The organism is Trichocoleus sp. DQ-A1 (assembly GCF_039961955.1).
Taxonomy (GTDB): domain Bacteria; phylum Cyanobacteriota; class Cyanobacteriia; order Cyanobacteriales; family FACHB-T130; genus FACHB-T130.
On the sequence record NZ_JAMPKE010000009.1, the window covers coordinates 86,981 to 107,001 of the forward strand.

At 47.1% G+C, this 20,021-nt stretch carries 14 protein-coding genes and 1 riboswitch; of the genes, 7 read left to right on the plus strand and 7 right to left on the minus strand.

The features are described 5' to 3' along the window. Position 1: 1 nt before the first annotated feature. Positions 2-187 (plus strand): PCP reductase family protein, encoded by a 186-nt coding sequence (locus NDI33_RS11355; RefSeq protein WP_190675583.1) that lies wholly within the window; start codon positions 2-4, stop codon positions 185-187. Between the two features lie 134 nt (positions 188-321). Here the strand turns inward: NDI33_RS11355 and NDI33_RS11360 are convergent, their stop codons facing one another. After that, a complete protein-coding gene (locus tag NDI33_RS11360; RefSeq protein ID WP_190675585.1) occupies positions 322-1,149 on the minus strand; it encodes an SWIM zinc finger family protein in 828 nt (275 codons plus the stop codon). 68 nt (positions 1,150-1,217) lie between these two features. Continuing rightward, positions 1,218-4,409: a DEAD/DEAH box helicase gene (locus tag NDI33_RS11365; protein ID WP_190675587.1), complete on the minus strand. Its 3,192-nt coding sequence runs from the start codon at positions 4,407-4,409 to the stop codon at positions 1,218-1,220. A 165-nt stretch (positions 4,410-4,574) separates the two neighbouring features. Between NDI33_RS11365 and NDI33_RS11370 the strand changes: the two genes are divergently transcribed. The 4 genes from NDI33_RS11370 (at position 4,575) to NDI33_RS11385 (ending at position 10,297) form a co-directional block, all read left to right on the plus strand. Further along, positions 4,575-4,928 (plus strand): hypothetical protein, encoded by a 354-nt coding sequence (locus tag NDI33_RS11370; RefSeq protein WP_199302422.1) that lies wholly within the window; start codon positions 4,575-4,577, stop codon positions 4,926-4,928. A gap of 336 nt (positions 4,929-5,264) precedes the next feature. Next, the gene (locus NDI33_RS11375; protein ID WP_190431719.1) at positions 5,265-7,421 is read left to right on the plus strand and encodes a polyribonucleotide nucleotidyltransferase; all 2,157 of its coding nucleotides are present in this window, start codon (positions 5,265-5,267) and stop codon (positions 7,419-7,421) included. Between the two features lie 638 nt (positions 7,422-8,059). Beyond that, positions 8,060-8,272: riboswitch (cyclic di-AMP (ydaO/yuaA leader) on the plus strand. Between the two features lie 163 nt (positions 8,273-8,435). After that, entirely contained in the window at positions 8,436-9,713 is a 1,278-nt protein-coding gene (locus NDI33_RS11380; protein WP_190675589.1) for a glycosyltransferase family 1 protein, read from the plus strand. Positions 9,714-10,075: 362 nt separating this feature from the next. Next, positions 10,076-10,297, plus strand: a complete 222-nt coding sequence (locus NDI33_RS11385) for a hypothetical protein (protein WP_190675590.1) — start codon at positions 10,076-10,078, stop codon at positions 10,295-10,297. A 114-nt stretch (positions 10,298-10,411) separates the two neighbouring features. Here NDI33_RS11385 and NDI33_RS11390 read toward each other — a convergent pair whose 3' ends face one another. After that, positions 10,412-10,819, minus strand: a complete 408-nt coding sequence (locus tag NDI33_RS11390; protein ID WP_190675592.1) for a pentapeptide repeat-containing protein — start codon at positions 10,817-10,819, stop codon at positions 10,412-10,414. 336 nt (positions 10,820-11,155) lie between these two features. On the opposite strand from NDI33_RS11390, the gene tpiA reads away from it, so the two are divergent. Both tpiA and folP read left to right on the plus strand, forming a co-directional pair. Beyond that, positions 11,156-11,881, plus strand: a complete 726-nt coding sequence (gene tpiA, locus NDI33_RS11395) for a triose-phosphate isomerase (RefSeq protein WP_190675686.1) — start codon at positions 11,156-11,158, stop codon at positions 11,879-11,881. Positions 11,882-11,942: 61 nt separating this feature from the next. After that, a complete protein-coding gene (gene folP, locus NDI33_RS11400; protein ID WP_347275894.1) occupies positions 11,943-12,896 on the plus strand; it encodes a dihydropteroate synthase in 954 nt (317 codons plus the stop codon). 111 nt (positions 12,897-13,007) lie between these two features. On the opposite strand, the gene NDI33_RS11405 is transcribed toward folP, so the two are convergent. The 4 genes from NDI33_RS11405 to NDI33_RS11420 all read right to left on the minus strand — a co-directional run bounded on the left by NDI33_RS11405 (position 13,008) and on the right by NDI33_RS11420 (position 19,842). Then, complete coding sequence (locus NDI33_RS11405) at positions 13,008-13,820, minus strand: stomatin-like protein (protein ID WP_190429171.1); 813 nt, start codon at positions 13,818-13,820, stop codon at positions 13,008-13,010. 160 nt (positions 13,821-13,980) lie between these two features. After that, positions 13,981-15,795 (minus strand): alpha/beta hydrolase, encoded by a 1,815-nt coding sequence (locus NDI33_RS11410; RefSeq protein WP_242033121.1) that lies wholly within the window; start codon positions 15,793-15,795, stop codon positions 13,981-13,983. 191 nt (positions 15,796-15,986) lie between these two features. Then, positions 15,987-18,278 (minus strand): polysaccharide biosynthesis tyrosine autokinase, encoded by a 2,292-nt coding sequence (locus NDI33_RS11415; protein ID WP_190675597.1) that lies wholly within the window; start codon positions 18,276-18,278, stop codon positions 15,987-15,989. Between the two features lie 88 nt (positions 18,279-18,366). After that, positions 18,367-19,842, minus strand: coding sequence for an SLBB domain-containing protein (locus tag NDI33_RS11420; RefSeq protein WP_190431756.1), 1,476 nt, complete (start codon positions 19,840-19,842; stop codon positions 18,367-18,369). Positions 19,843-20,021: the final 179 nt, after the last annotated feature.

Below are 20,021 nucleotides of genomic sequence, written 5' to 3' on the forward strand. Positions count from 1 at the left end.
CATGCGCGATTCTGATTTTACAGATGTTTTACAGTGGACGCCGGAAGCAAAGGCAAAGCTGAAAAATATTCCTTTTTTTGTTCGTTCCCAAGCGCGTCAGCGAATTGAGCAAATCACTCGTGCAGGGGGTTTGGAAGTTGTTACGGGTGAGTTAGTTGAACAGGCGCGGCTAGAATTTGGGCAGTGAGCGATCTCCCTACAATACTTCTCGGAGCATACAAACCTCATCCTCATGTGCCATTTCCGGACTAGAGAATGGGAAATTTATAGCTCATCCTGGGGTAAGGGAGAAGTTAACTAAGAAGTATGCGATCGTAGTCTTCAACTCTCTTCTAAATTCATCGCCGCTAGAAAAGCTTGCTGACTGACTGTTTGATAAACAGTGTCTAAATATTGCATCACCGGCTGACTAGAACCGGATGCGAGGGTAATCGATCCGAGTACATTTAATACAGTGTCACCAGTCGGTGCAATTACGACCAGTGAAGAATCTAGCGGTTCGTCGTATTGCCAGAATTCCTCAACTTTAAGAGGAGTTGCTGGTAAGGATGAAGTATCCTCGCCCGATGGCTGGGATGTCTCAGCCGTGGTAATTTCATTCTCAGAATTTTGCTCGCTACCGCGTCTTAGCTTGCGTAAGGTATCGAGGATTTGTTCTTTGGGGCGTCCCCGCAACTGGAAGATGACGAAAGGATCTTCACTAAAGCGATCGCCTAACTGATAATAGACTGCACCAATGTGTTTGCAGGGAATTTCTTTATCCGGGCAGCTGCACCGTGCATGGATATCGGACAGAGTAAAGGGAAATATGTTCAAACCATTAGCGGTAAACACTTCTTGAATGTTTAGCGGCATTTCTCCCGCCAATAGTTGGGCAGAAAAAATCGCCCGTTGAGACATGGTTTCAATCACGTAATCCCACTGTTCATCTGTAAAAGGGTCTAGGGATAGGGAAACTTGATAGGGTTCCGGTGCCGTACCTTGCACTTTTGCTAACACCTTTGGACCTTTAAATTCAATGCCGAGAACATTTCCCTGCATTGCATAATTTCGTGCCCTTTCCAATCGCTTTTTGAAGCGGGACTTCTCTAATAGATCAATCCATTCTTGTACCCACCATTCACGGCTTTGAATTTCGTAATTGTTCATACTATGGCTTATTTGTTATTCGTCATTACTTTAGAAATCCAACTAACGAGTGATGACTCTGAACTGGCTCATTCATCATCAATTACAGCAGTCCGATCCAGCAGTAATAAATTGCGGAGTTGGTCAGTATTCAGTTCCGTAATCCACTGTTCACCGGCACCCACCACTTGCTCTGCCAATGCTTTTTTACTTTCAATCATTTCATTAATTCTTTCTTCGAGGGTGCCGGTACAGGTAAATTTATGTACCTGCACATTCCGAGTTTGACCAATCCGAAATACCCGATCCGTTGCCTGATTTTCAACGGCTGGATTCCACCAACGGTCGAAATGAAAGACATGATTCGCACGAGTTAAATTTAGACCCGTTCCCCCAGCTTTTAAAGAAAGAATAAAGATTCTGGGACCTTCTGGGTCGTTCTGGAATCGGTCAATCATTTCCTCCCTTTGTTGTTTGCGGGTGCCTCCATACAAAAACAGGGTTTCCCCACCTAGATGTTTCTCTAAATAAGGTTGGAGAAGTTTTCCCCACTCGGCAAATTGAGTAAAAATTAAAGCGCGATCGCCTTCTAATAAAGCTTCCTCCAACATCTCTTCTAAACGCTGAAGTTTGCCAGAGCGACGCTGTGCTACCAGTTCTTTTTCCTTTAAAAATTGGGCGGGATGGTTGCAGATTTGCTTTAACTTTATCAACAAAGCTAAAATGATTCCCTTGCGTTGCACACCTTCGCTGGCTTCAATTTCAACTAGCGATTCTTCCACCAATTTTTGATAGAGTGCAGCTTGTTCGGCAGAGAGTCCGCAAAATACGGTCATTTCCTGCTTTTCGGGTAAATCTTGAATGATATTGCGATCGCTTTTCAGGCGTCGCAGAATAAAAGGACTAACCAGCGATCGCAATGTCTGCAACGAAGCCACATCTCCATATTTTTCAATCGGCAAGGCAAATCGGCGTTGAAAGAAATCCCGCGTTCCCAAATACCCCGGATTCAGGAAATCTAAAATTGACCAAAGTTCTGCCAAGCGATTCTCTACCGGAGTTCCGGTTAACGCAATCCGAAAACCTGCTTTTAGCTGGCGTACTGCTTGCGATTGCTTCGCTTGTGGATTCTTAATATTTTGAGCTTCATCCAGCACCACACCCCGCCAAGAAACACTCTGAAGGTCTTTGGCATCTCGAAACGCCAGTGAATAACTGGTAATTACCAAATCTTTGCCCTTAAAGGCTTTCGCCAACGCTTTCCCTTTCGGTCGTTTATCCCCGTGATGGACGACAACTTTCAGCGTGGGGCCAAATTTCTTAACTTCTCGTTCCCAGTTCCCCAAAACTGAAGTCGGGCAAACTAATAGCGTCGGTGCTTCTAATTTCTCTCCTTCTTGTAAATTCAGCAGAAAGGCGATGCATTGAATTGTTTTTCCCAATCCCATATCGTCTGCGAGGCAAGCTCCCAAACCCCAGCGTTCGAGGAAGGAGAGCCAGCCAACGCCCCGCGCTTGATAAGGTCGCAACTGCCCCTGGAAATTGGCAGGAGGCGCGATCGCTTCCACCGCCTGATTATTGGTTAAAGTTGTTAGCAACTGCTGAAGCGGCCCTGCTGCCTCAAAGCTAACCACCGGAAGTTTTTCGATTACTTTGGTATCGCCGGTACTCAGCCGCAGAGCATCTTCTAAGGAAAGCGCCATCTGGTCTTTGGGCGTTGCTAGCAGCAACTGAGCGGCTTTCACATCGGAGGGTTGCAGGGCAATCCACTCCCCATTCACTTGCACCAGCGGACTTTGCAGAGCGATTAGACGGTCAAATTCTTGTTTAGAAATCGTGCGATCGCCAATTGCTAATTCCCACTCAAAAGACAGCCAGCTTTGCAATCCCGACTGACCTTTGCCCGGTGTGGTGCTAGAGCGAATTTTCAGCCCCAAATGCCTATTTTCTCCCTCCGCAGGCATCAGACTGGACGGCATCACGACTCCCAATCCACTGTCTTTCAGTCGCCATGCACCCGCCTTGATAAATTCGTACACCTGTACGGGTGTCAAGCGACAAAACTGCGGGCGACGGTCATGCAAGCTGGCTTCAATGGGCGGATAAAGTCGGGCAGCCAGACCTAAGCCGCTTAGAAAAGTCTCCTGATGATGCTCAATCGTGCGACCTTTGAAGACCAAACGCTCTAAGGGATGGTTCCAGATAGTTTCTGCATTCACCAAAAATTCTGGGTCGCCTGTTGCCTGGAGAAAGTATTCTAAACTCCAATTCTCATCACCTGTATCAGGTGGTTGGAGAAGGAAACAGGTGCGAAATCGGTTTTGTTGGTATTGGCGGGTTCTCAATTCCCCGCTAGTGAACACCGGGGCGAGTAAATGATCTCGTACTGGCGATGTCCAAGTCTGAAAGGCTGCTTCCAAGCGTCCAATTGCCGCCGGTTCTGTTTTGAGGGTATTGGATGCGGTAGAAAGGGCTTGCAACCACTCCTGCACTATCGGTTCTACTGCGGGTAAGGCAGAATTCCCAGCACTCGAACGCACTTGTGCGTCGATCGCACTGCCTAAGAATCCTAAGAGTAATTCCTTGGGTTCTTCTGGTTCTAGTTGTTCTTTAGGTTTTTCTTTACCACTAACCTCCGAGTGTTGATAAGTGCGGCAGGCAGAGGGCATGAGCTGGGTAAACTTTTCCAAACGCGCTTGATCTAACCCACTATCAAGTAGAGGTTGCCAAGCGGCGACGACAGTACCATCCAACTGCCGATGTAGGGTTGGTAAAAACTTAGATCGCACCAGAAGATCCAAGATCCATCGGCTAACCTGTGCCCAAAAGCGTAAATCTCCCCCTACATAAGCATCAGATGTTTTAAAAGAACCAAGGGGCAGCGCTTGCAAAAATTGTATTGCTTCGAGAGGATCGAGACACAGCCCTTCAACTTGCCAGAGGTGTAAGGATAAGGTTGAAGCATCCGCACCGTCTGAAAGCATTTTGGTGGATAGCAGTGGGCAAACTGGATCTCCTGCCTCTATTTGGGTGGGCAGCGCGATCGCTTTCTTGTGCCATTTCTCGTTAGCCTGACTTCTCGAATGGCTGCGCGATTCTCCAAGGAGACTACGCGATCGCAAAAAAGCGATTAATTCCACCTGCGTCATCGCCATCGGATGGGATGCCACTGTATCGGGTTGAGAAGACATCGCAGGCGTCATGGGTCGCCAAATTTCTCCCCAAACAAATAGATAACCACCCTGAGGTTGAACGAGCCAACTACCGTGTAAAATTGCCATATTTAAAAGCTTTTTTTGTGAGAATTAACTCAATTTATTAACGTTTATTAGAGCAGAAATTAGCAATTAGATAATTCGATGCTTTTTCCTTAGCTAAATTAAAGGCATCACTTTTTACAAGTTTTACTTAAAAATTAAAATTTATTTACTTTTTTAACGACCTTCTTGCCAAATGGGATTAAAGCCGAACTCGACCAGATGTTTCCTTCTGAGCAAGATGCAGTCAGAGAATTACTGAATCTGATTATTATTGAGGGTCAAACTTATCGCAAAAGTAAACCTCTATCCAAAGTAGAATTTGCTGCCTACTGGATGACCCACGATGCTTTTGTTGCCACCGACAACCACACTAAATCCACCAACGCCGATGAAAATCTTGGGAGCTTTACTATCTCAAGCCCAACTTTCCCGGACGGTGCAGCTACATCTGCAATGCTGGATTTATTGTACAACCTGCTTGAGCGGGGTCAAGGCATGAGTAGGTTGATGGAGATCAATGCTAGAAATAGCTGCCGTTAAGGGTTACACGGCGATGATGTTCAATTTTGTCTTGGCAATTAACACGCCTTCTATCCGATTGTGACAATCTTTAATATTTGAGAGAATCGGGCGGATTCTGAGCGCTGCACATTTATTTGATGGACTATCTCAGGGACGAGTAGGAGACTTCCTAAAGATGTACCGCTCTTTGCGCTAATTTATCAGCCGTCAGTTGTTATCGTCGATCCTCTGCGCCCTTACTCCTCTGTCCGTCCTCGTCTCCGGAATGCCGTCATCTACACTAAAGGCACCACCAGTACCTAAGTGCTACGATTGCGAAAGATAAAGAAAAATGATAGAAGGACAAAGTACCGCATGGTAGAGCTAGACAAGTCAATATCCTTTGATGGACGGGATATTCGACTGAAGGTGGGTTTGCTTGCCCCTCAAGCTGGGGGTTCAGTTTTAATTCAGTCAGGAGACACCGCAGTTTTAGTCACGGCGACTCGCTCCGGAGGCCGAGAAGGCATTGATTTCCTGCCGTTAATGGTAGATTACGAAGAAAGGCTTTATGCAGCCGGTCGGATTCCCGGTGGTTTCTTGCGACGAGAAGGGCGTCCCCCCGAAAAAGTAACGCTCACGGGTCGTTTGATTGACCGTCCCCTGCGTCCATTATTTCCTTCCTGGCTGAGAGATGACATTCAGGTAGTAGCAACCACGCTGTCGATGGATGAGCAGGTACCGCCGGATGTTCTGGCGGTAACAGGTGCTTCAATTGCGGTGCTTTTAGCACAGATTCCCTTCCAAGGACCGATGGCAGCGGTGCGGGTTGGTTTGGTGGGGGATGATTTTATTATCAATCCTACCTACGCCGAGATTGAGGCGGGGGATTTGGATCTGGTGGTGGCAGGCTCTCCAGATGGCGTGATTATGGTCGAAGCTGGAGCGAATCAGCTGCCAGAACAGGATGTCATTGAGGCGATTGATTTCGGCTATGAGGCGGTGCGCGACTTGATTGAGGCGCAGCGAGAACTCATGGCAGCACTGGGGATTGAATTGGTTCAAGAAATCCAGCCGGAAGTCGATTCGACCCTAGAGAATTTTATTCGCGATCGCGCGACTGCCCAAATCAAAGAAGTCCTCTCCAAATTTGAACTGGACAAAAATAGCCGCGATGCTCTTTTAGATCAGATCAAAGAGACACAAATCCTGGCAGCGATCGCAGAATTAGCTGAAGACGACCCCATTCGAGTTGCTTCTGCGGCTAACTCTAAAGCAGTGAGTAACGTCTTTAAAGACATCACCAAGAAGCTGATGCGCCGTCAGATTGTCGAAGACAGCGTCCGGGTAGATGGTCGCAAGCTTGATGAAGTGCGCCCTGTCTCTTGTCGCGTGGGTCTGTTGCCCAATCGGGTTCATGGTAGCGGTTTGTTTAACCGAGGACTGACCCAGGTGTTATCTGTTTGTACTCTCGGCACCCCAGGCGATGCTCAGGATCTCGCAGATGACCTGCATCCAGAAGATGAAAAGCGCTATTTACATCACTATAATTTTCCGCCCTTTTCTGTTGGGGAAACCAAGCCGATGCGGGCACCCGGTCGTCGGGAAATTGGTCACGGGGCACTAGCCGCACGGGCAATAGTGCCAGTGTTACCGCCGAAGGAAGACTTCCCCTACGTGATTCGGGTGGTGTCTGAAGTTCTTTCTTCTAATGGTTCCACATCGATGGGTTCGGTGTGTGGTTCCACCCTGGCTTTGATGGATGCTGGCGTGCCCATTGCGAAGCCGGTGAGTGGCGCAGCAATGGGACTGATTAAAGAAGGCGAGGAAGTTCGCATTCTGACTGATATTCAGGGCATTGAAGATTTCTTAGGTGACATGGACTTTAAGGTGGCAGGTACCGATACTGGTATCACTGCCTTGCAAATGGACATGAAGATCAGCGGACTGCCTCTGGATATCATTGCCAAAGCCGTCGAGCAAGCAAAGGGCGCTAGGCTGCACATTTTAGAGAAAATGCTGGCAACCATTGACCAGCCCCGCACCGAGATGTCACCTTATGCACCTCGCTTGCTAACGCTCAAGATTGAGCCAGAACTCATTGGCATGGTCATCGGGCCTGGAGGCAAGATGATTAAGAGCATCACTGAAGAAACGGGTGCCAAAATCGACATTGAGGATGATGGCACGATCACGATTTCAGCAGTAGATGGCGAGAAGGCGAAGAAAGCCCGCAACATCATCCAAGGGATGACGCGGAGGCTGAATGAGGGTGATGTATACGCTGGTCGCGTAACCCGGATTATTCCAATTGGGGCGTTTGTGGAAGTGCTTCCCGGAAAAGAAGGGATGATCCACATTTCTCAACTTGCTGATTACCGAGTCGGTCGCGTCGAAGATGAAGTGGCTGTCGGGGATGAAGTTATTGTCAAGGTACGGGAAATTGATAGCAAAGGTCGGATTAATCTGACGCGTTTGGGGATTCACCCAGATGAAGCGGCAGCTGCTCGTGAAGCGGCAGCAAGTCGTTAAAAAAACCACTTAGCGATTAGCGCTTAGCAATTAGGAATTGAAATTGCTAACCGCTAATCGCTAAACCAGGCTTTTTCCCTCAACAACTACCATTCCATTCGGTTATTAAATCTAATCTAATTATCCCGTAGCTATAGCAATCCTATTTGAGTTGCAAGCTAGGAGTTCAGATTCCTAACTTCTTCGATAAGTCGAATATCTCGCGTTTGAAAATGATTTAGCACCGAGCTATAAAAACTATAATTAGATGAATCATAGCAACAGTAAAGAGTTGTTTCTAGTAGTCTTTAACTCTTAGTTATGAGTTGGTTGATATTGAACGAATGACTAAAGGTTAAAGACGTAGAAAGCTTTTATTAATAACGAGTTGCAGTTCTTCTCGTGTAGGTTAATGCCGTGCGCGAACGTTCGCTAACAAAAGTTAGCTGATGGTTTTTTTACTTAGCCCAATGTACTCTATCTACCCCATCCGCCCACATCAAATGCTTGACGTCGCAAGTCTGACCCTTGGAGGGTAAGTATAGATATCATCCTCGTATATTAAAAAACATCTATCTTAAGGTAGGTTGACGATTTTTAAATTGTAGTGTTAAGGTTGCAGTCAGTCTACATAAGTCAGCCTAATCCAGTATCTCACTTTAAAAAACGTACCTTATCTAATTAAGGTGAAGCTGGAGCGGAGGAACCAAATCTTGGGGCTTATCGATGAGAGATTAAAAATAAAAAATTAAACAATTACAAAGATAGGATGACTATTTTAATGTTTAATTTTGCATTCTTAATTCCTCAGAAAGGGACATCTCTCAGTCCTCGCCCGTCAGCTAACTCCGTCGGCATTGAGAGGAGACTGAAGAGTCAGCAATTTTATAGAATTTGCGCGATCTCATCAGTGTCCTTGGCTGGTATCTGTTCGCTTCGTTGTACCTGCCCTCGACTATGAGTAGAGGCACATTTCGTGCTTCAACTGCTGGCGTAGGAGAGCAGGTGCGCTAGCTATGAGGAGAAAATCAACCGATGTTACTGACTGAAAAAAATCGTATCGCCTTAATTTCAGTAGATGGCGATCCAGCGGTAGAAATTGGGCAAGAAGAAGCTGGAGGTCAAAATGTCTATGTGCGTCAAGTAGGATTAGCACTCGCTGAGCAAGGCTGGCAGGTGGATATGTTCACTCGCCGCAGCACTCCGGAGCAACTGGATGTCGTTCAGCATACGCCTAACTGCCAGACAATCCGATTAGCCGCTGGGCCAGCCCAATTCATGAGTCGGGATCGACTCTTCTGCTATTTACCAGAGTTTGTTGAACAATTCCAGGCATTTCAGCAGCGTGAAGGTTGGCAATATACCCTGGTGCATACCAATTATTGGTTGTCATCTTGGGTGGGAATGGAACTGAAAAAGCACCAACCTTTGATACAGGTACATACTTATCACTCGCTGGGGGCGGTAAAGTATCGTACAGTTTCCGAAATTCCAGCGATCGCTTCCACACGACTTGCCGTTGAAAAAGCGTGTCTGGAAACAGTGGATCGAGTGATTGCTACCAGTCCGCAAGAAGAAGATCAAATGCGATCGCTTGTTTCCACTCAGGGACAGATTGAAATGATTCCCTGCGGTACAGATATCGTTAAATTTGGTTCCATTCAGCGCCAAGAAGCACGCCAACAGCTAGGAATTGCCAGCGACGCCAAAGTAGTGCTGTATGTGGGTCGTTTCGATCGGCGCAAGGGAATTGAAACTTTAGTCCGAGCTGTAGCAAAATCAAGCTTACGCAAGTCTTGCGACCTAAAGCTCCTCATCGCAGGCGGAAGTCGTCCGGGACAGAGTGACGGCATTGAACGCGATCACATTGAGAAAATCGTAGCTGAAGAAGGCATTGGCGATCTCACTTGCTTCCCCGGTCGTGTGGAAGATAGCGATTTGCCTCTCTACTACTCAGCTGCCGATGTGTGTGTTGTCCCCAGTCATTACGAACCCTTCGGTTTAGTTGCCATTGAAGCAATGGCTAACCGGACGCCGGTAATTGCAAGCAATGTAGGCGGCTTGCAGTTTACCGTAGTGCCAGAGGTAACGGGTTTACTGGTGCCTCCCAAACATGAAGTCTCCTTTGCACAGGCAATTGACCGCATCCTCGCCGATCCCGATTGGCGAGACCAATTAGGTCAGATGGGTCGCCAACGGGTAGAAATTGCCTTTAGCTGGAATAGCGTGGCATTACGACTCAGTCATCTGTACACCAAATTACTGTGCCAAGCCGTTGTTGAATCTGCGAGCAAACCGCAGCTAGTCGCTTGAGATTTTTTCCCCTGAAAAGTGCTGAGTTCTTTGGGATGGGATTTTCATCCCGATAGCGAGCAAGAAAAGGCACTAGAAAAGAGTTTCCATCCAACGTTGTGAGCTTTCAGTGTATAAGCGTTTCTTGCAATAAAAACAATCAATCTTCTTTGTTCCTTGCAAGGAGGAAATGAGACTCCCTCTTCGTTTCCGAAAGTTAGGACAGGTTCTCAATATTTTTGCAAGAACTCTATTCCCCAACCCTAGACAAATTTATTCCAAATCGATGGATTGTCCGTAAAAGCGGGATATCCATCCAATCATTTGAGAGCAATTCAAGTAGTAAGAAAACGGCAAATTACCAAATTAGGAGAGTTGAAATCATGCTGAATATCGGAGATAGCGTACTACATAAGAAAACCGGACGCTCTGGCAAGGTTTTTGGCTATGGCTATCAGATGGTTAATAGCACTTACTTGCCAACACTGATCGTCAGAGTAGTTGAAGCTGCTAGTTTAAACCAGAAAAGTTTTGTAGAAGATTTGTCTTCATCATGGATTTTGGAGCAAGAAGCTTCTCGGCTCTCGGCAAAGGCTGCACGCTAGAGCCTAGCCTGATTGTATCTGCGCTTTATGCGTAGGCGATCGCTCAAAACAAAACTCGGTCAGTAACTGACCGAGTTTTGTATTTTTGTCAAATATTTAGTTTTGAAAAACCCACTAATCCCATTTAACGTTATTCGGCAAAATCGCGTTGTCGAGAGCCGCATCCTTCAAGTTAGCATTTATCAAGTTAGCCTCTCTCAAATTGGCACTACTTAAGTCTGCTTTCTGGAGATCGGCGCTATTTGCAAATACACCCGTTAAATTAGCTTTTTCCAGATTAGCCTGCGTTAGATCGGCACCTTCTAAGTTGGCATTCGCTAGGTTAGCTCCCTGCAAGTTTGCCCCTCTCAAATCAGCCCCAGTGAGATGAGCACTTACAAGATTGGCTCCTTTCAAGTCGCAGTTCTGACATTGCTTAGTTTCGATTAATCGTCTGACATGAGCGGGATTTTCGGCTCGGACGGGAGCAACTAAGCCCAAAGGGAGGAGGAGGGCTGCGGCTGCTAAAAGTCTTAGTTTCATATTTACCCCATTAATTTAAATTATTTTATTAACGTTCTGGTATAATCTTATCCCAAATTTTTTTTGAGGAACATCCTACGATAGGGGGGAATCTTTTGGGTAAATACCCACCTAAAGTAATAAAAAGATTTTTGAAGTGAGTCGCGGCTAAGAGCAGCATCCGCAGGAGCGAGTGTTGGCGTGCAAGGATTGCGGGGTGAAATTATCGCGTCGCTTGACATTTGCGCTTTTAGCGACCAGAAAGTGTAAATGCGATCGCCTTTAAAGCAGGGGTTCCCCCTCCGTACTAAACTGGAGGTTACAGTTTTTAGCATTCTGAACTTGACTGAGTTAGCTGTGCGGAAAATAGTTATTGCCGGTAATTGGAAAATGTACAAAACTCAGACCGAGAGTCTGGAGTTTTTGCAAGGATTCATGTCTCAGCTAGAAGAAACCCCGGACGAGCGGGAAGTAGTCCTAGCGGCTCCTTTCACTGCTTTGAGCATCATGTCTAAAAATCTGCACGGTAGCCGCGTGCAGCTGGGTGCCCAAAACATCCACTGGGAAGAAATGGGAGCCTACACAGGTGAAATTGCCGGACCCATGCTGACAGAAATTGGGGTGCGTTTCGTAATTGTGGGTCATAGCGAACGGCGTCAATACTTTGGCGAAACCGATGAAACTGTGAACTTACGGCTGAAAGCAGCGCAACGCTATGGTTTAACGCCCATTCTCTGCGTCGGCGAAACCAAGCAACAACGCGATGCAGGTGAAACAGAATCCCTGATTTCTACCCAACTGAAAAAAGGCTTGGTTGACGTTGATCAAGAGAACCTGGTTATTGCCTACGAACCTATTTGGGCAATTGGTACTGGCGACACCTGCGAGTCAAAAGAAGCAAATCGGGTGATTGGCTTGATTCGCACTCAATTGACAAATCCAAATGTCTCGATTCAGTACGGTGGCTCGGTCAAGCCCAATAATATTGATGAAATCATGGCGCAGCCAGAAATCGATGGGGCTTTGGTCGGGGGAGCCAGTCTGGAGGCTGCCAGTTTTGCCCGAATTGTCAACTTTCAATAAAGGATAAGGATGTTAGCGAAGCGGCGCTTTCTTCGCCGGATGACGGATGAATCAATCCAAAATCCAAAATAGCTTGACCCTGCGGGGTCAAACTTTTGACTGGGGACAGCGCACTTATTTAATGGGTGTGTTGAATGTGACGCCTGATAGTTTTAGTGACGGCGGAGACTTTAACACGCTAGGAGACGCCTTGGCTCAGGCTAAGCATCTTGTGGCAGCCGGAGCCAATATCCTCGATGTGGGGGGACAATCAACCCGCCCCGGAGCCGCCCAAATCTCTCTGGAAGAGGAATTGGATCGGGTGCTACCAGTAGTGCAAGCCCTCCGAAAGGGTGCAGAAGGAAAGATCGAGGATGACTCCGATTCTGCGGTAGGAGTCATAGAATCTGCTCAACACGGCAATCCCTTATCCCACCCTCCGGGATACATCCCTCATCCTTCTGAGGTTCCGATTTCCGTGGATACAACACGGGCATCTGTGGCACGGGCAGCGATTGGGGCGGGGGCTGATATCGTCAATGATATTTCCGGCGGTACTTTCGACCCGGAGATGTTTGCTGTGGTGGCAGAGTTGGGAGTCCCCATTGTGTTGATGCACATCCGAGGGACGCCAGCTACCATGCAGCAGATGACGAATTATCAGGACTTGATGGGGGAAATCTCCGAGTTTTTGTCAAGTCAAATTGAGCAAGCGATCGCATCTGGCATCGATCGCTCAAAAATTATCATCGATCCCGGCATTGGCTTTGCCAAAACTTACGAGCAAAGCTTGGAAATTTTGCAACGCTTACCGATGTTGCATTCTTTGGGCGTTCCTTTGTTAGTGGGACCATCCCGGAAAAGTTTTATCGGGCGGATTTTAAATCAACCCGATCCCAAAGCCAGAGTGTGGGGAACGGCGGCGGCTTGTTGCGGAGCGATCGCGGGAGGTGCTGATATCCTCCGAATTCACGATGTCCAACCTATGCACGACGTTTGTCGCGTCGCGGATGCCATTTTCAGAAAACAAAAATAGAAAAGCTAAGAGCGATCGCTGTCTTGAAATGCCTTAAAAAGTGATGTTTTTAATTTCAAATCAGATCGACTCTTAAAACTCTTTTCATTTTTGTTTTTAACTTTTTACCTTTTAAGTTCCCGATCCATTGCCATTAGAGCCATTGGGAGGTTCAGGAGTAGACATTAAATCAGTCATGGCTTCTGATAAAGCTTTCGGGTCCATAAATACCACTTTGGAGTTAGGACTGGCACTCAATTTCTGATTGGCATCGACATATCTTTGAGCAACGAGAAACTGTAATACTTCTCTACTTAAAGGCTGTGACTGCAAAGCTTGGCTCAGAATTTCTATCGACTTCACAGTTCCCTCCGCTTCCAAGATGGAAGCGCGTTTCTTACTTTCCGCTGCTCGTTCCAACTCCAGAGACTCCAAGACAGTTTTTGCGGGCGTAATGTCTCGTACCTCGACGCGAGTCACCTTAACTCCCCACGCAGCCGTCGCTTCATCCAACTGCTGTAACAAAGTCTGATTAATTTCGGTTCTGGAAGAATACGTTTGCTCCAGTTCCATTTGACCAATCGCAGAGCGAAGCGTCGTTAAAACTAAGTTTTCGATTGCTTGCTCAATATCTTCAACGGCGTAGTAGGCTTTTTCCAAATCCAGAATCTGCCAGTACACCACTGCATCAACTTTCAGCGAAACGTTGTCTTTGGTAATTGCCTGTTGAGGGTCAATGTTCAAAAACTTCTCGCGGCTGGTTTCCTCCACCACAATTGAGTCAACAAAGGGAACGATAAAGTTGAGACCGGGCGCGAGTCTTCGATTGTACTGACCCAAGCGCTCTACTAAAGCTTGATTTCCTTCGTTGATAATTTTCACAGAACCCACTGTATAGCCGATAATCACTAAGGCGAGGGGGGCAAGAATCGTGATGGGGTCCATAATGCGCTCTCTCCTGAAGAGGCTACTGTCAAAAGTAGCGATTAGCTTAATGCTAACTTTTAATTAGTCACAGCTTGACTTTGATTAAATCAGGATTTTTATCCAAAACTCGGAGCCTTGCCTTAGTTTTGAGAAACATTTCATTGGGATGCCCGCCTTTCTAGGGCAGTGGTGGCAAAGCCAGCCACGAAGTAACGCTTGGGGGTAGTTGCGTATTCAGGCGCAGCGCCAGTTCTGGGGTAGAGAGAGATTGGGCGTAGGCGGGTGTTAAAAAGGGTTCGTAAGTTGAGGCGGCTGGAGTCAGCTGTTTGACAAATGCCAAGGTGACGCCTTTAAGCAACTGACGCAGGGGAGCCGCTACTTCACCAGTGCGTTCGTTGACGAGGGTTGTTTGAGTGAGCTGTTCGCCTTGGCTACCAGGAGCAAAATCGCTAATGCTTAAGTGAGTTCCGCCAATTGCTGTGAGGAGATATTTCGGGCTGGGTAGTTGGGTAAAAGGTCGTAGTTGATGGTTCAGCGATGGAGTGAGGGGATCGCTGGTGCCAGTCAAGATTAAGGTAGGAGTGCTAACTTTGCCAAGACCTTTTTTGCCAAATAAGTCTCCCACGACGGGGTTCAGCGCGATCGCTTGCGCCACGCGCCGATCCCGCAAGCTCAAACGTTGGTCGGGCAGATCCGCTGCTGCACACTGCAACCAATCGCCCCCCGATTTTCCTAGAGGATTGCGATTTTTGCAGAATTGTCGTAACTCATCTAGATTCAGTTCGCCTCCCGCCAACGCTAAAGCCGTGTAGCCGCCCAAGGAATGACCAATCACGCTCACTTTCTCGGTATTCAGCTTCCCCTGAAGGGAACCTGGTAGCTGGTTTAGCCGAGCTAGCTCATCAAGCAAAAAGCTAATATCTTTGGGCATGGCGACAAATTCGGACGCCGGTAACAAAGGTACTAAACCGGGTACTCCCACAGAGTTGCTGCCAAAATGCCCGCCAAAGATTTGGTTGGCATTGCTGCCCGGATGCTCGATGGCGGCGACGGTGATGCCATGAGACGCTAGGTGACGGGCTACATAAGCCAGGAAGGAGCGATCGGCTCCAAAGCCGTGGGAGAGGACCACGAGGGGATTCTGAGAATTTTGGTAAGGGGGCTTCTCGTTTGTGTTTGCCCAGTAAAGATCGACGACGATCTTGCGATCGCTGGTGTATGTCCCCAGAACCGGCTCTTGGCGTCGCCAGTCGTGAAAGGTCAGGGTCTGCTGCTGGACTGTTTCGGAACCCGCTTGGGCGGGGTTAAAGGCAGGACGAAATTTTCCTTTGGTGACGGTCAGTTCCCGCTCCAGTAGAGGGCCTAAAGCTCCGCTTTGCCAGTAGGGGGCGTTGAATTCTAGGGCGATCGCGATCGCTGAAGAGGCGTCTATGGTAATGGTGTCGGCTGGATAGGACTGCAAAAAGCTGATAACGCTTAAGCCGTTGGCTTGCCGCAAGGCTAGAGTTAGACCTGCTTGCAGTTGTTCTACCGTACTATTCGGGAGCGCCAATCCCAGCTTCTTGATTAATTCTTCTCCAACGGGCGATCGCAACACGTCTTTCACCACTTTGTCTCCCAAATTCGGATCTAGGTGCAAGCGACGGTTGAGGATGTCTCGAAATTCTGAGCTGAGTAATGCCTTGTAAGGCTTGAGACTTGCAGGAACTTCCCCCGTTTTGGCAAAATCCTCTAAATCTTCGATCGCGACCGATTGCTGAAACGGTCCCAAGCGCAGCGTTACCCGTTCTGCTGCTAAGACGGGTGCCCCAATTGACAAAAGTGCGATCGCGTTGCTTAAAGAAGTTAGCGTAACGCCCCATAATAAGCTTTGAGCAAGTAAGCGCGTCCGTCCGATCTGCCTTGCCGTTTCTGAAAATGGCGGCGTTTGCGTTCTTGAAAGCGACTTTCGGAAACCCTTGTCCCGAAACCAGTCCAGCTTTAACTTCATCATTTCCATTCACCCCGTTTGAGTGCAGCAGCGCCGTAATGTAGAAGCAATTCGATTGTGGTTGTTCCCATTCTTAAAAAGCTCTGCACTTGTGCGATCGCTTTTATAGAAACTGGATAGTCAGTGCTGTTAGCACAGCAAAGCCAAGCACGGACTCAGCGAACATAAGAATGCGCCCCTGCCCCGAAGCTCGCTTAATTGCGACTATAGGTGCGGCTATAGGAAGGATACGCGGGAGAAGTATACCCTTTAATGCCATTGGCGACGATACCCAAGACTGTGCCACCGGATATTTTTAGTCCATCTAATGCTTTCATCAGCATAGAACGGTCTGTTTGATCGATCCCCACAACTAAAATGGTGCCATCTGTATTCGCTGCCAAGATGTTGCTGTCTGCTAAACCAACCAGGGGTGGTGAGTCGTAGATCACTAAGTCGAAACGGGCTTGAAATTGCTCGATCAGATACTGCATTTTATCTGACGAAAGCAGTTTGATCGGGTCTGAAGAGTTGTGACCTGATGTTAAGACAAACAGGTTGTTGTCTTCTGGCGATCGCTGAATGGCATCATTCAGACTCAAATCCGTAGCGATGATATCGCTGAGTCCGCGCACGTTCGGTAAGCTTAAGCGAGTATGCAGACTCGGACGCCGCAAATCGGCGTCTATCAATAATACCCGCTGACCAATTGCCGCTGCGGCTTTCGCCAAGTGAATGGCAACCGTTGATTTTCCATCTCCCGGTGTTGCGGAACTGATTGCCAAAGAAGTAATCGGCGTCCCGGAACTGAGCAAGCGAATATTGGTATAGAGAGAACGGAAGGCTTCCAAAAATGGCGAATCGGTGTATACATTTAGCTTCTTGCGACCATTGCCATTTGCTTTATTGTCACCCAAAAGTTGATTTAAACCGGCAACATCCGCTGCGGTAGAGAGTTTGCTGGGTTTCTTGGGTGGTTTCTTGAGTTCCTTGGCAAAAGGAATCACTCCCAAAATCGGCAGTTTCGTTTCCCCTTTGACATCCTCGGGGGTATGGAAGACTGTATTGAGAGCCTCGATGAGAAAACCCAACCCGATACCCAATAGCGCACTTAAAACAATTGCGATCGCTAACTGTTTTTTCGTTTGTTTCGTCGCTACTGATATCAAGTTGCCATCTTCATCCCGCCGTAGCTGAGGCTCCTCAATCAGTTCCCAAGGCACTTCCTGTTGGGCAGCATCTAACTTCAAGGCTTCTCGTTTGCCTAAAAATTGCTTGAGGTTATCAGTTGCAACTAATAATTTTCGCTGTATATCGGCGTGCTGACGGGCAACCGTAGGTAATTCTTGCAGTTGTGCTTTGATTTTACTTTCAGTTCTCAAAATTGTTTGGTAGCGCTCCTGGATTCCTTCGAGTCTTCCCTCCAATTTTTTGAGAACCCCTTGGGCTTGTTCCCTCAGCAGCTGTTGCAAATTTTGCTGCTTTTCCCTAAGAGCCAGAATGGGTGGGCTGTCGTCCCGAAATTGAGGGGATTGTGCCGCAATGGTACTATCTAGCGTCTGAATTTGCGATAGCAAGGTTTCGTAGGTTTTCGCATCAGTAGACAAAATTGCGGTAGTATTCCCTTCCCGCAACTGTTTTTGCATACTGGCATATTGCGCTTGCGCGTCAGCTAGTTCCGCTTGGGTATCCGATCTTTGTCTTTCAATCGTCAAAGCCTGCTCATACAGCAAGGAGTCTGCTTGTTCCGGATCGCTGACATTGTACTGCTGCCGTAGTTTTTGGAGTTGTGCTTGCAGCGTATCAACTTGCCCCTGTAACTGAGGTAGCTGCTGATTGATAAAGTCAATTCCCTGCTTGAGGCTTGACAGGCGCTCTTGGCGGCTGTAGTTCAGATAATTTTTATAAAGACTATTCAATACAAACTGAATTTTTTGCTGGTCTTCATCCCGGTAACTAACTTCTAAAATTTTGGTGCCGTATTGAACTCCATCTTTTTCATAATTGACTCGAAAAATTAAGAGTTTCGTCATCAAGGAGTTATATGTTATCTCCGGATATTTTTTTTGCAATTCCTTGATGACTGGCAACATCAATTTCGTACTTTGCAAAACTCGAATTTGCGTCTCGTAATCCAATAAACTAGATTTTTCTACTTCGATTTTTTGGATATCTGCATTGTTCGTTTGAGACGATAAAAATTGCTTCGCCAATCTATCTTCAGCAGTCACGGGTTCCACCAAAAGCCGAAAAGCTCCTTCGTATTCTGGAGCAATCTGCTTTGAGGTAAAGACAATCATGCTTCCTGACATGACAGTTAATATAATTGTTACCCCTGCCATAACTGGGAGTCGGCGGCGCACAACCCCTAATAGCCATGCCAAGTCCAGCTTCTGTTCATCACTGTCGTCAGAGGGTCGAGTCAGGTGCCCTGGCAAGGACTGAGTCAACTTGCTATTGCTAGTGCGCTTATTAAAGAACGGCTGTGAATTGTGTTCGGTATCCATTTACCTATTAGATAGAAGTAGATAGAACAAAAAAAGCTAACTACGGTTTAAGAAAACGTTTATAGATACACCCTGAATATATGCTTACCTAGTCATCGTCTCCCAAAATTCCAAATAAATTAAAAATGTTGAAGAATGTGAAAACCTTTTCGATCGGTTCTAAGAATGTTCGCACACTGTCAGAAGTTTTGGCGCTTCCAGAACGGCTGACGACAATAATGTCGTTATTGCGGACGAGTGGATTATTTGTCTCGTTGATTCCTTGGGTTAAATCAATATTGACTTTACTCTTTGACACTGTACCGTCAGGGTTGAGGCGAATTAAATCAACCGCCTTTCGATTCGCTCTAGCATCATTGAATCCTCCCGCAGTCAGCAATGCTTGATTCAAGGTTGTGTTTGGCGCAACTTGCACCACTCCTGGACTTTTCACTTCTCCGACCACACTTACCTTAATAGTACCGGGAGAAAAGCTAGTGGTCGCTAATTCAGAAATTTCTGCCGGGTTAACTGCTGATGCAGTGGGAATGAAAATGGTATCTCCATCTTGCAAAAGCGTATCTTGACTGAAATCCCCAGCCTGCAAGAGTTGCCAAAGATTCAGATCGATGATTTGTTCTGTCCCTGCTTTGGTGAGTCGCCGCAGCTGGATACGGCGAATATCTGCCAAGGGCTTAATCCCCCCAGCCAAATCAATTGCCCGCGTTACAGTTGGCAGTCCCAGGGTTCTTTGCTCTAGTGTTGTCTTTCCTCCAATCACAACATAAGTACCAGGACGGTTGACTTCTCCTACGACTGCAACACTGCGGGGTTCCTCTAAAGGAGGTGAAAAACGAGTCGTGGCAATTTGGCGTACTTCGTCTAAGTTAATGGTGCTGGTTGTGGGAATAAAGACAGTGTCTCCATCCCGCAAATTTAAATCTTGCCTGCTGTCGCCGGTTTGTATCAGATCCCAAAGATTCAGATTGATTACTTGCTCGGAACCGGATGCTAGCTTGCGACGCACCTGAACCTTACGAATATCAGCCGTCAGCGTAATTCCCTGCGCTAGCTCAATTGCCTGGGTTACGGTGGGATATTGGAACCCAGGCACGCTTCCGACTCCGGCTATCAAAGGAATTGTGAAGCCCCCAGGACGAGTTACCTCTCCTCCCACCCGAACGTTGATCGGGCGAGGAGACAGAACGTTAATGGTGATGATGGGTCGTTTGAGGAAGCGAAAGTATGCAGATGAAATGGCATTCGTCGCTTGTGGCACGGTTAGCCCCTGAACCGATAGGGTTCCAATCAAGGGTAGGGATAAGGAGCCATCTGCGAGAACTTGGTACTCGCCGCTATATTGGGGAACCTCGAAGATATCAAGGCGGATGCGATCGCCTCCACCCAATGTATAGGCTATATCTGGTCGAGCAGGATTAGTATTCGCTTGTGCAAGAATTGTAGGTTTTTGAAAACGCGGTACAGTCGCCTGGGTAGGATTGGGGCAAGCAAAGGCAAATGTTGCCACTAAGGTTATCCCGGCAGAAGTTCGAGTGAGTTGTCTATAAAAACCTAGATCGACCATACATAACCTACTTGTTTTATATTTTTAAATTTAAGCTGTGTGAGTAGAAACCTGCCACTCTAAATAGTATTTATTTATCCTCATTTTATAGGTAAATCTCTTAAACCTATTTATAGTAAGCTTTTTGAAGTTACTAATTTCTAGTTTGTATCTTTAAAAGAATTAAATACTCGTAAATA

Excerpts from the sequence above, each read along its gene's own strand:
- NDI33_RS11405 (WP_190429171.1), bottom strand. The coding sequence starts at position 13,820 with ATGGACCCCATCACGATTCTTGCCCCCCTCGCCTTAGTGATTATCGGC.
- NDI33_RS11360 (WP_190675585.1), bottom strand. The coding sequence starts at position 1,149 with ATGAACAATTACGAAATTCAAAGCCGTGAATGGTGGGTACAAGAATGG.
- NDI33_RS11365 (WP_190675587.1), bottom strand. The coding sequence starts at position 4,409 with ATGGCAATTTTACACGGTAGTTGGCTCGTTCAACCTCAGGGTGGTTAT.
- NDI33_RS11415 (WP_190675597.1), bottom strand. The coding sequence starts at position 18,278 with ATGGATACCGAACACAATTCACAGCCGTTCTTTAATAAGCGCACTAGC.
- NDI33_RS11385 (WP_190675590.1), top strand. The coding sequence starts at position 10,076 with ATGCTGAATATCGGAGATAGCGTACTACATAAGAAAACCGGACGCTCT.
- NDI33_RS11355 (WP_190675583.1), top strand. The coding sequence starts at position 2 with ATGCGCGATTCTGATTTTACAGATGTTTTACAGTGGACGCCGGAAGCA.
- NDI33_RS11410 (WP_242033121.1), bottom strand. The coding sequence starts at position 15,795 with ATGATGAAGTTAAAGCTGGACTGGTTTCGGGACAAGGGTTTCCGAAAG.
- NDI33_RS11390 (WP_190675592.1), bottom strand. The coding sequence starts at position 10,819 with ATGAAACTAAGACTTTTAGCAGCCGCAGCCCTCCTCCTCCCTTTGGGC.
- NDI33_RS11420 (WP_190431756.1), bottom strand. The coding sequence starts at position 19,842 with ATGGTCGATCTAGGTTTTTATAGACAACTCACTCGAACTTCTGCCGGG.
- NDI33_RS11380 (WP_190675589.1), top strand. The coding sequence starts at position 8,436 with ATGTTACTGACTGAAAAAAATCGTATCGCCTTAATTTCAGTAGATGGC.
- NDI33_RS11375 (WP_190431719.1), top strand. The coding sequence starts at position 5,265 with ATGGTAGAGCTAGACAAGTCAATATCCTTTGATGGACGGGATATTCGA.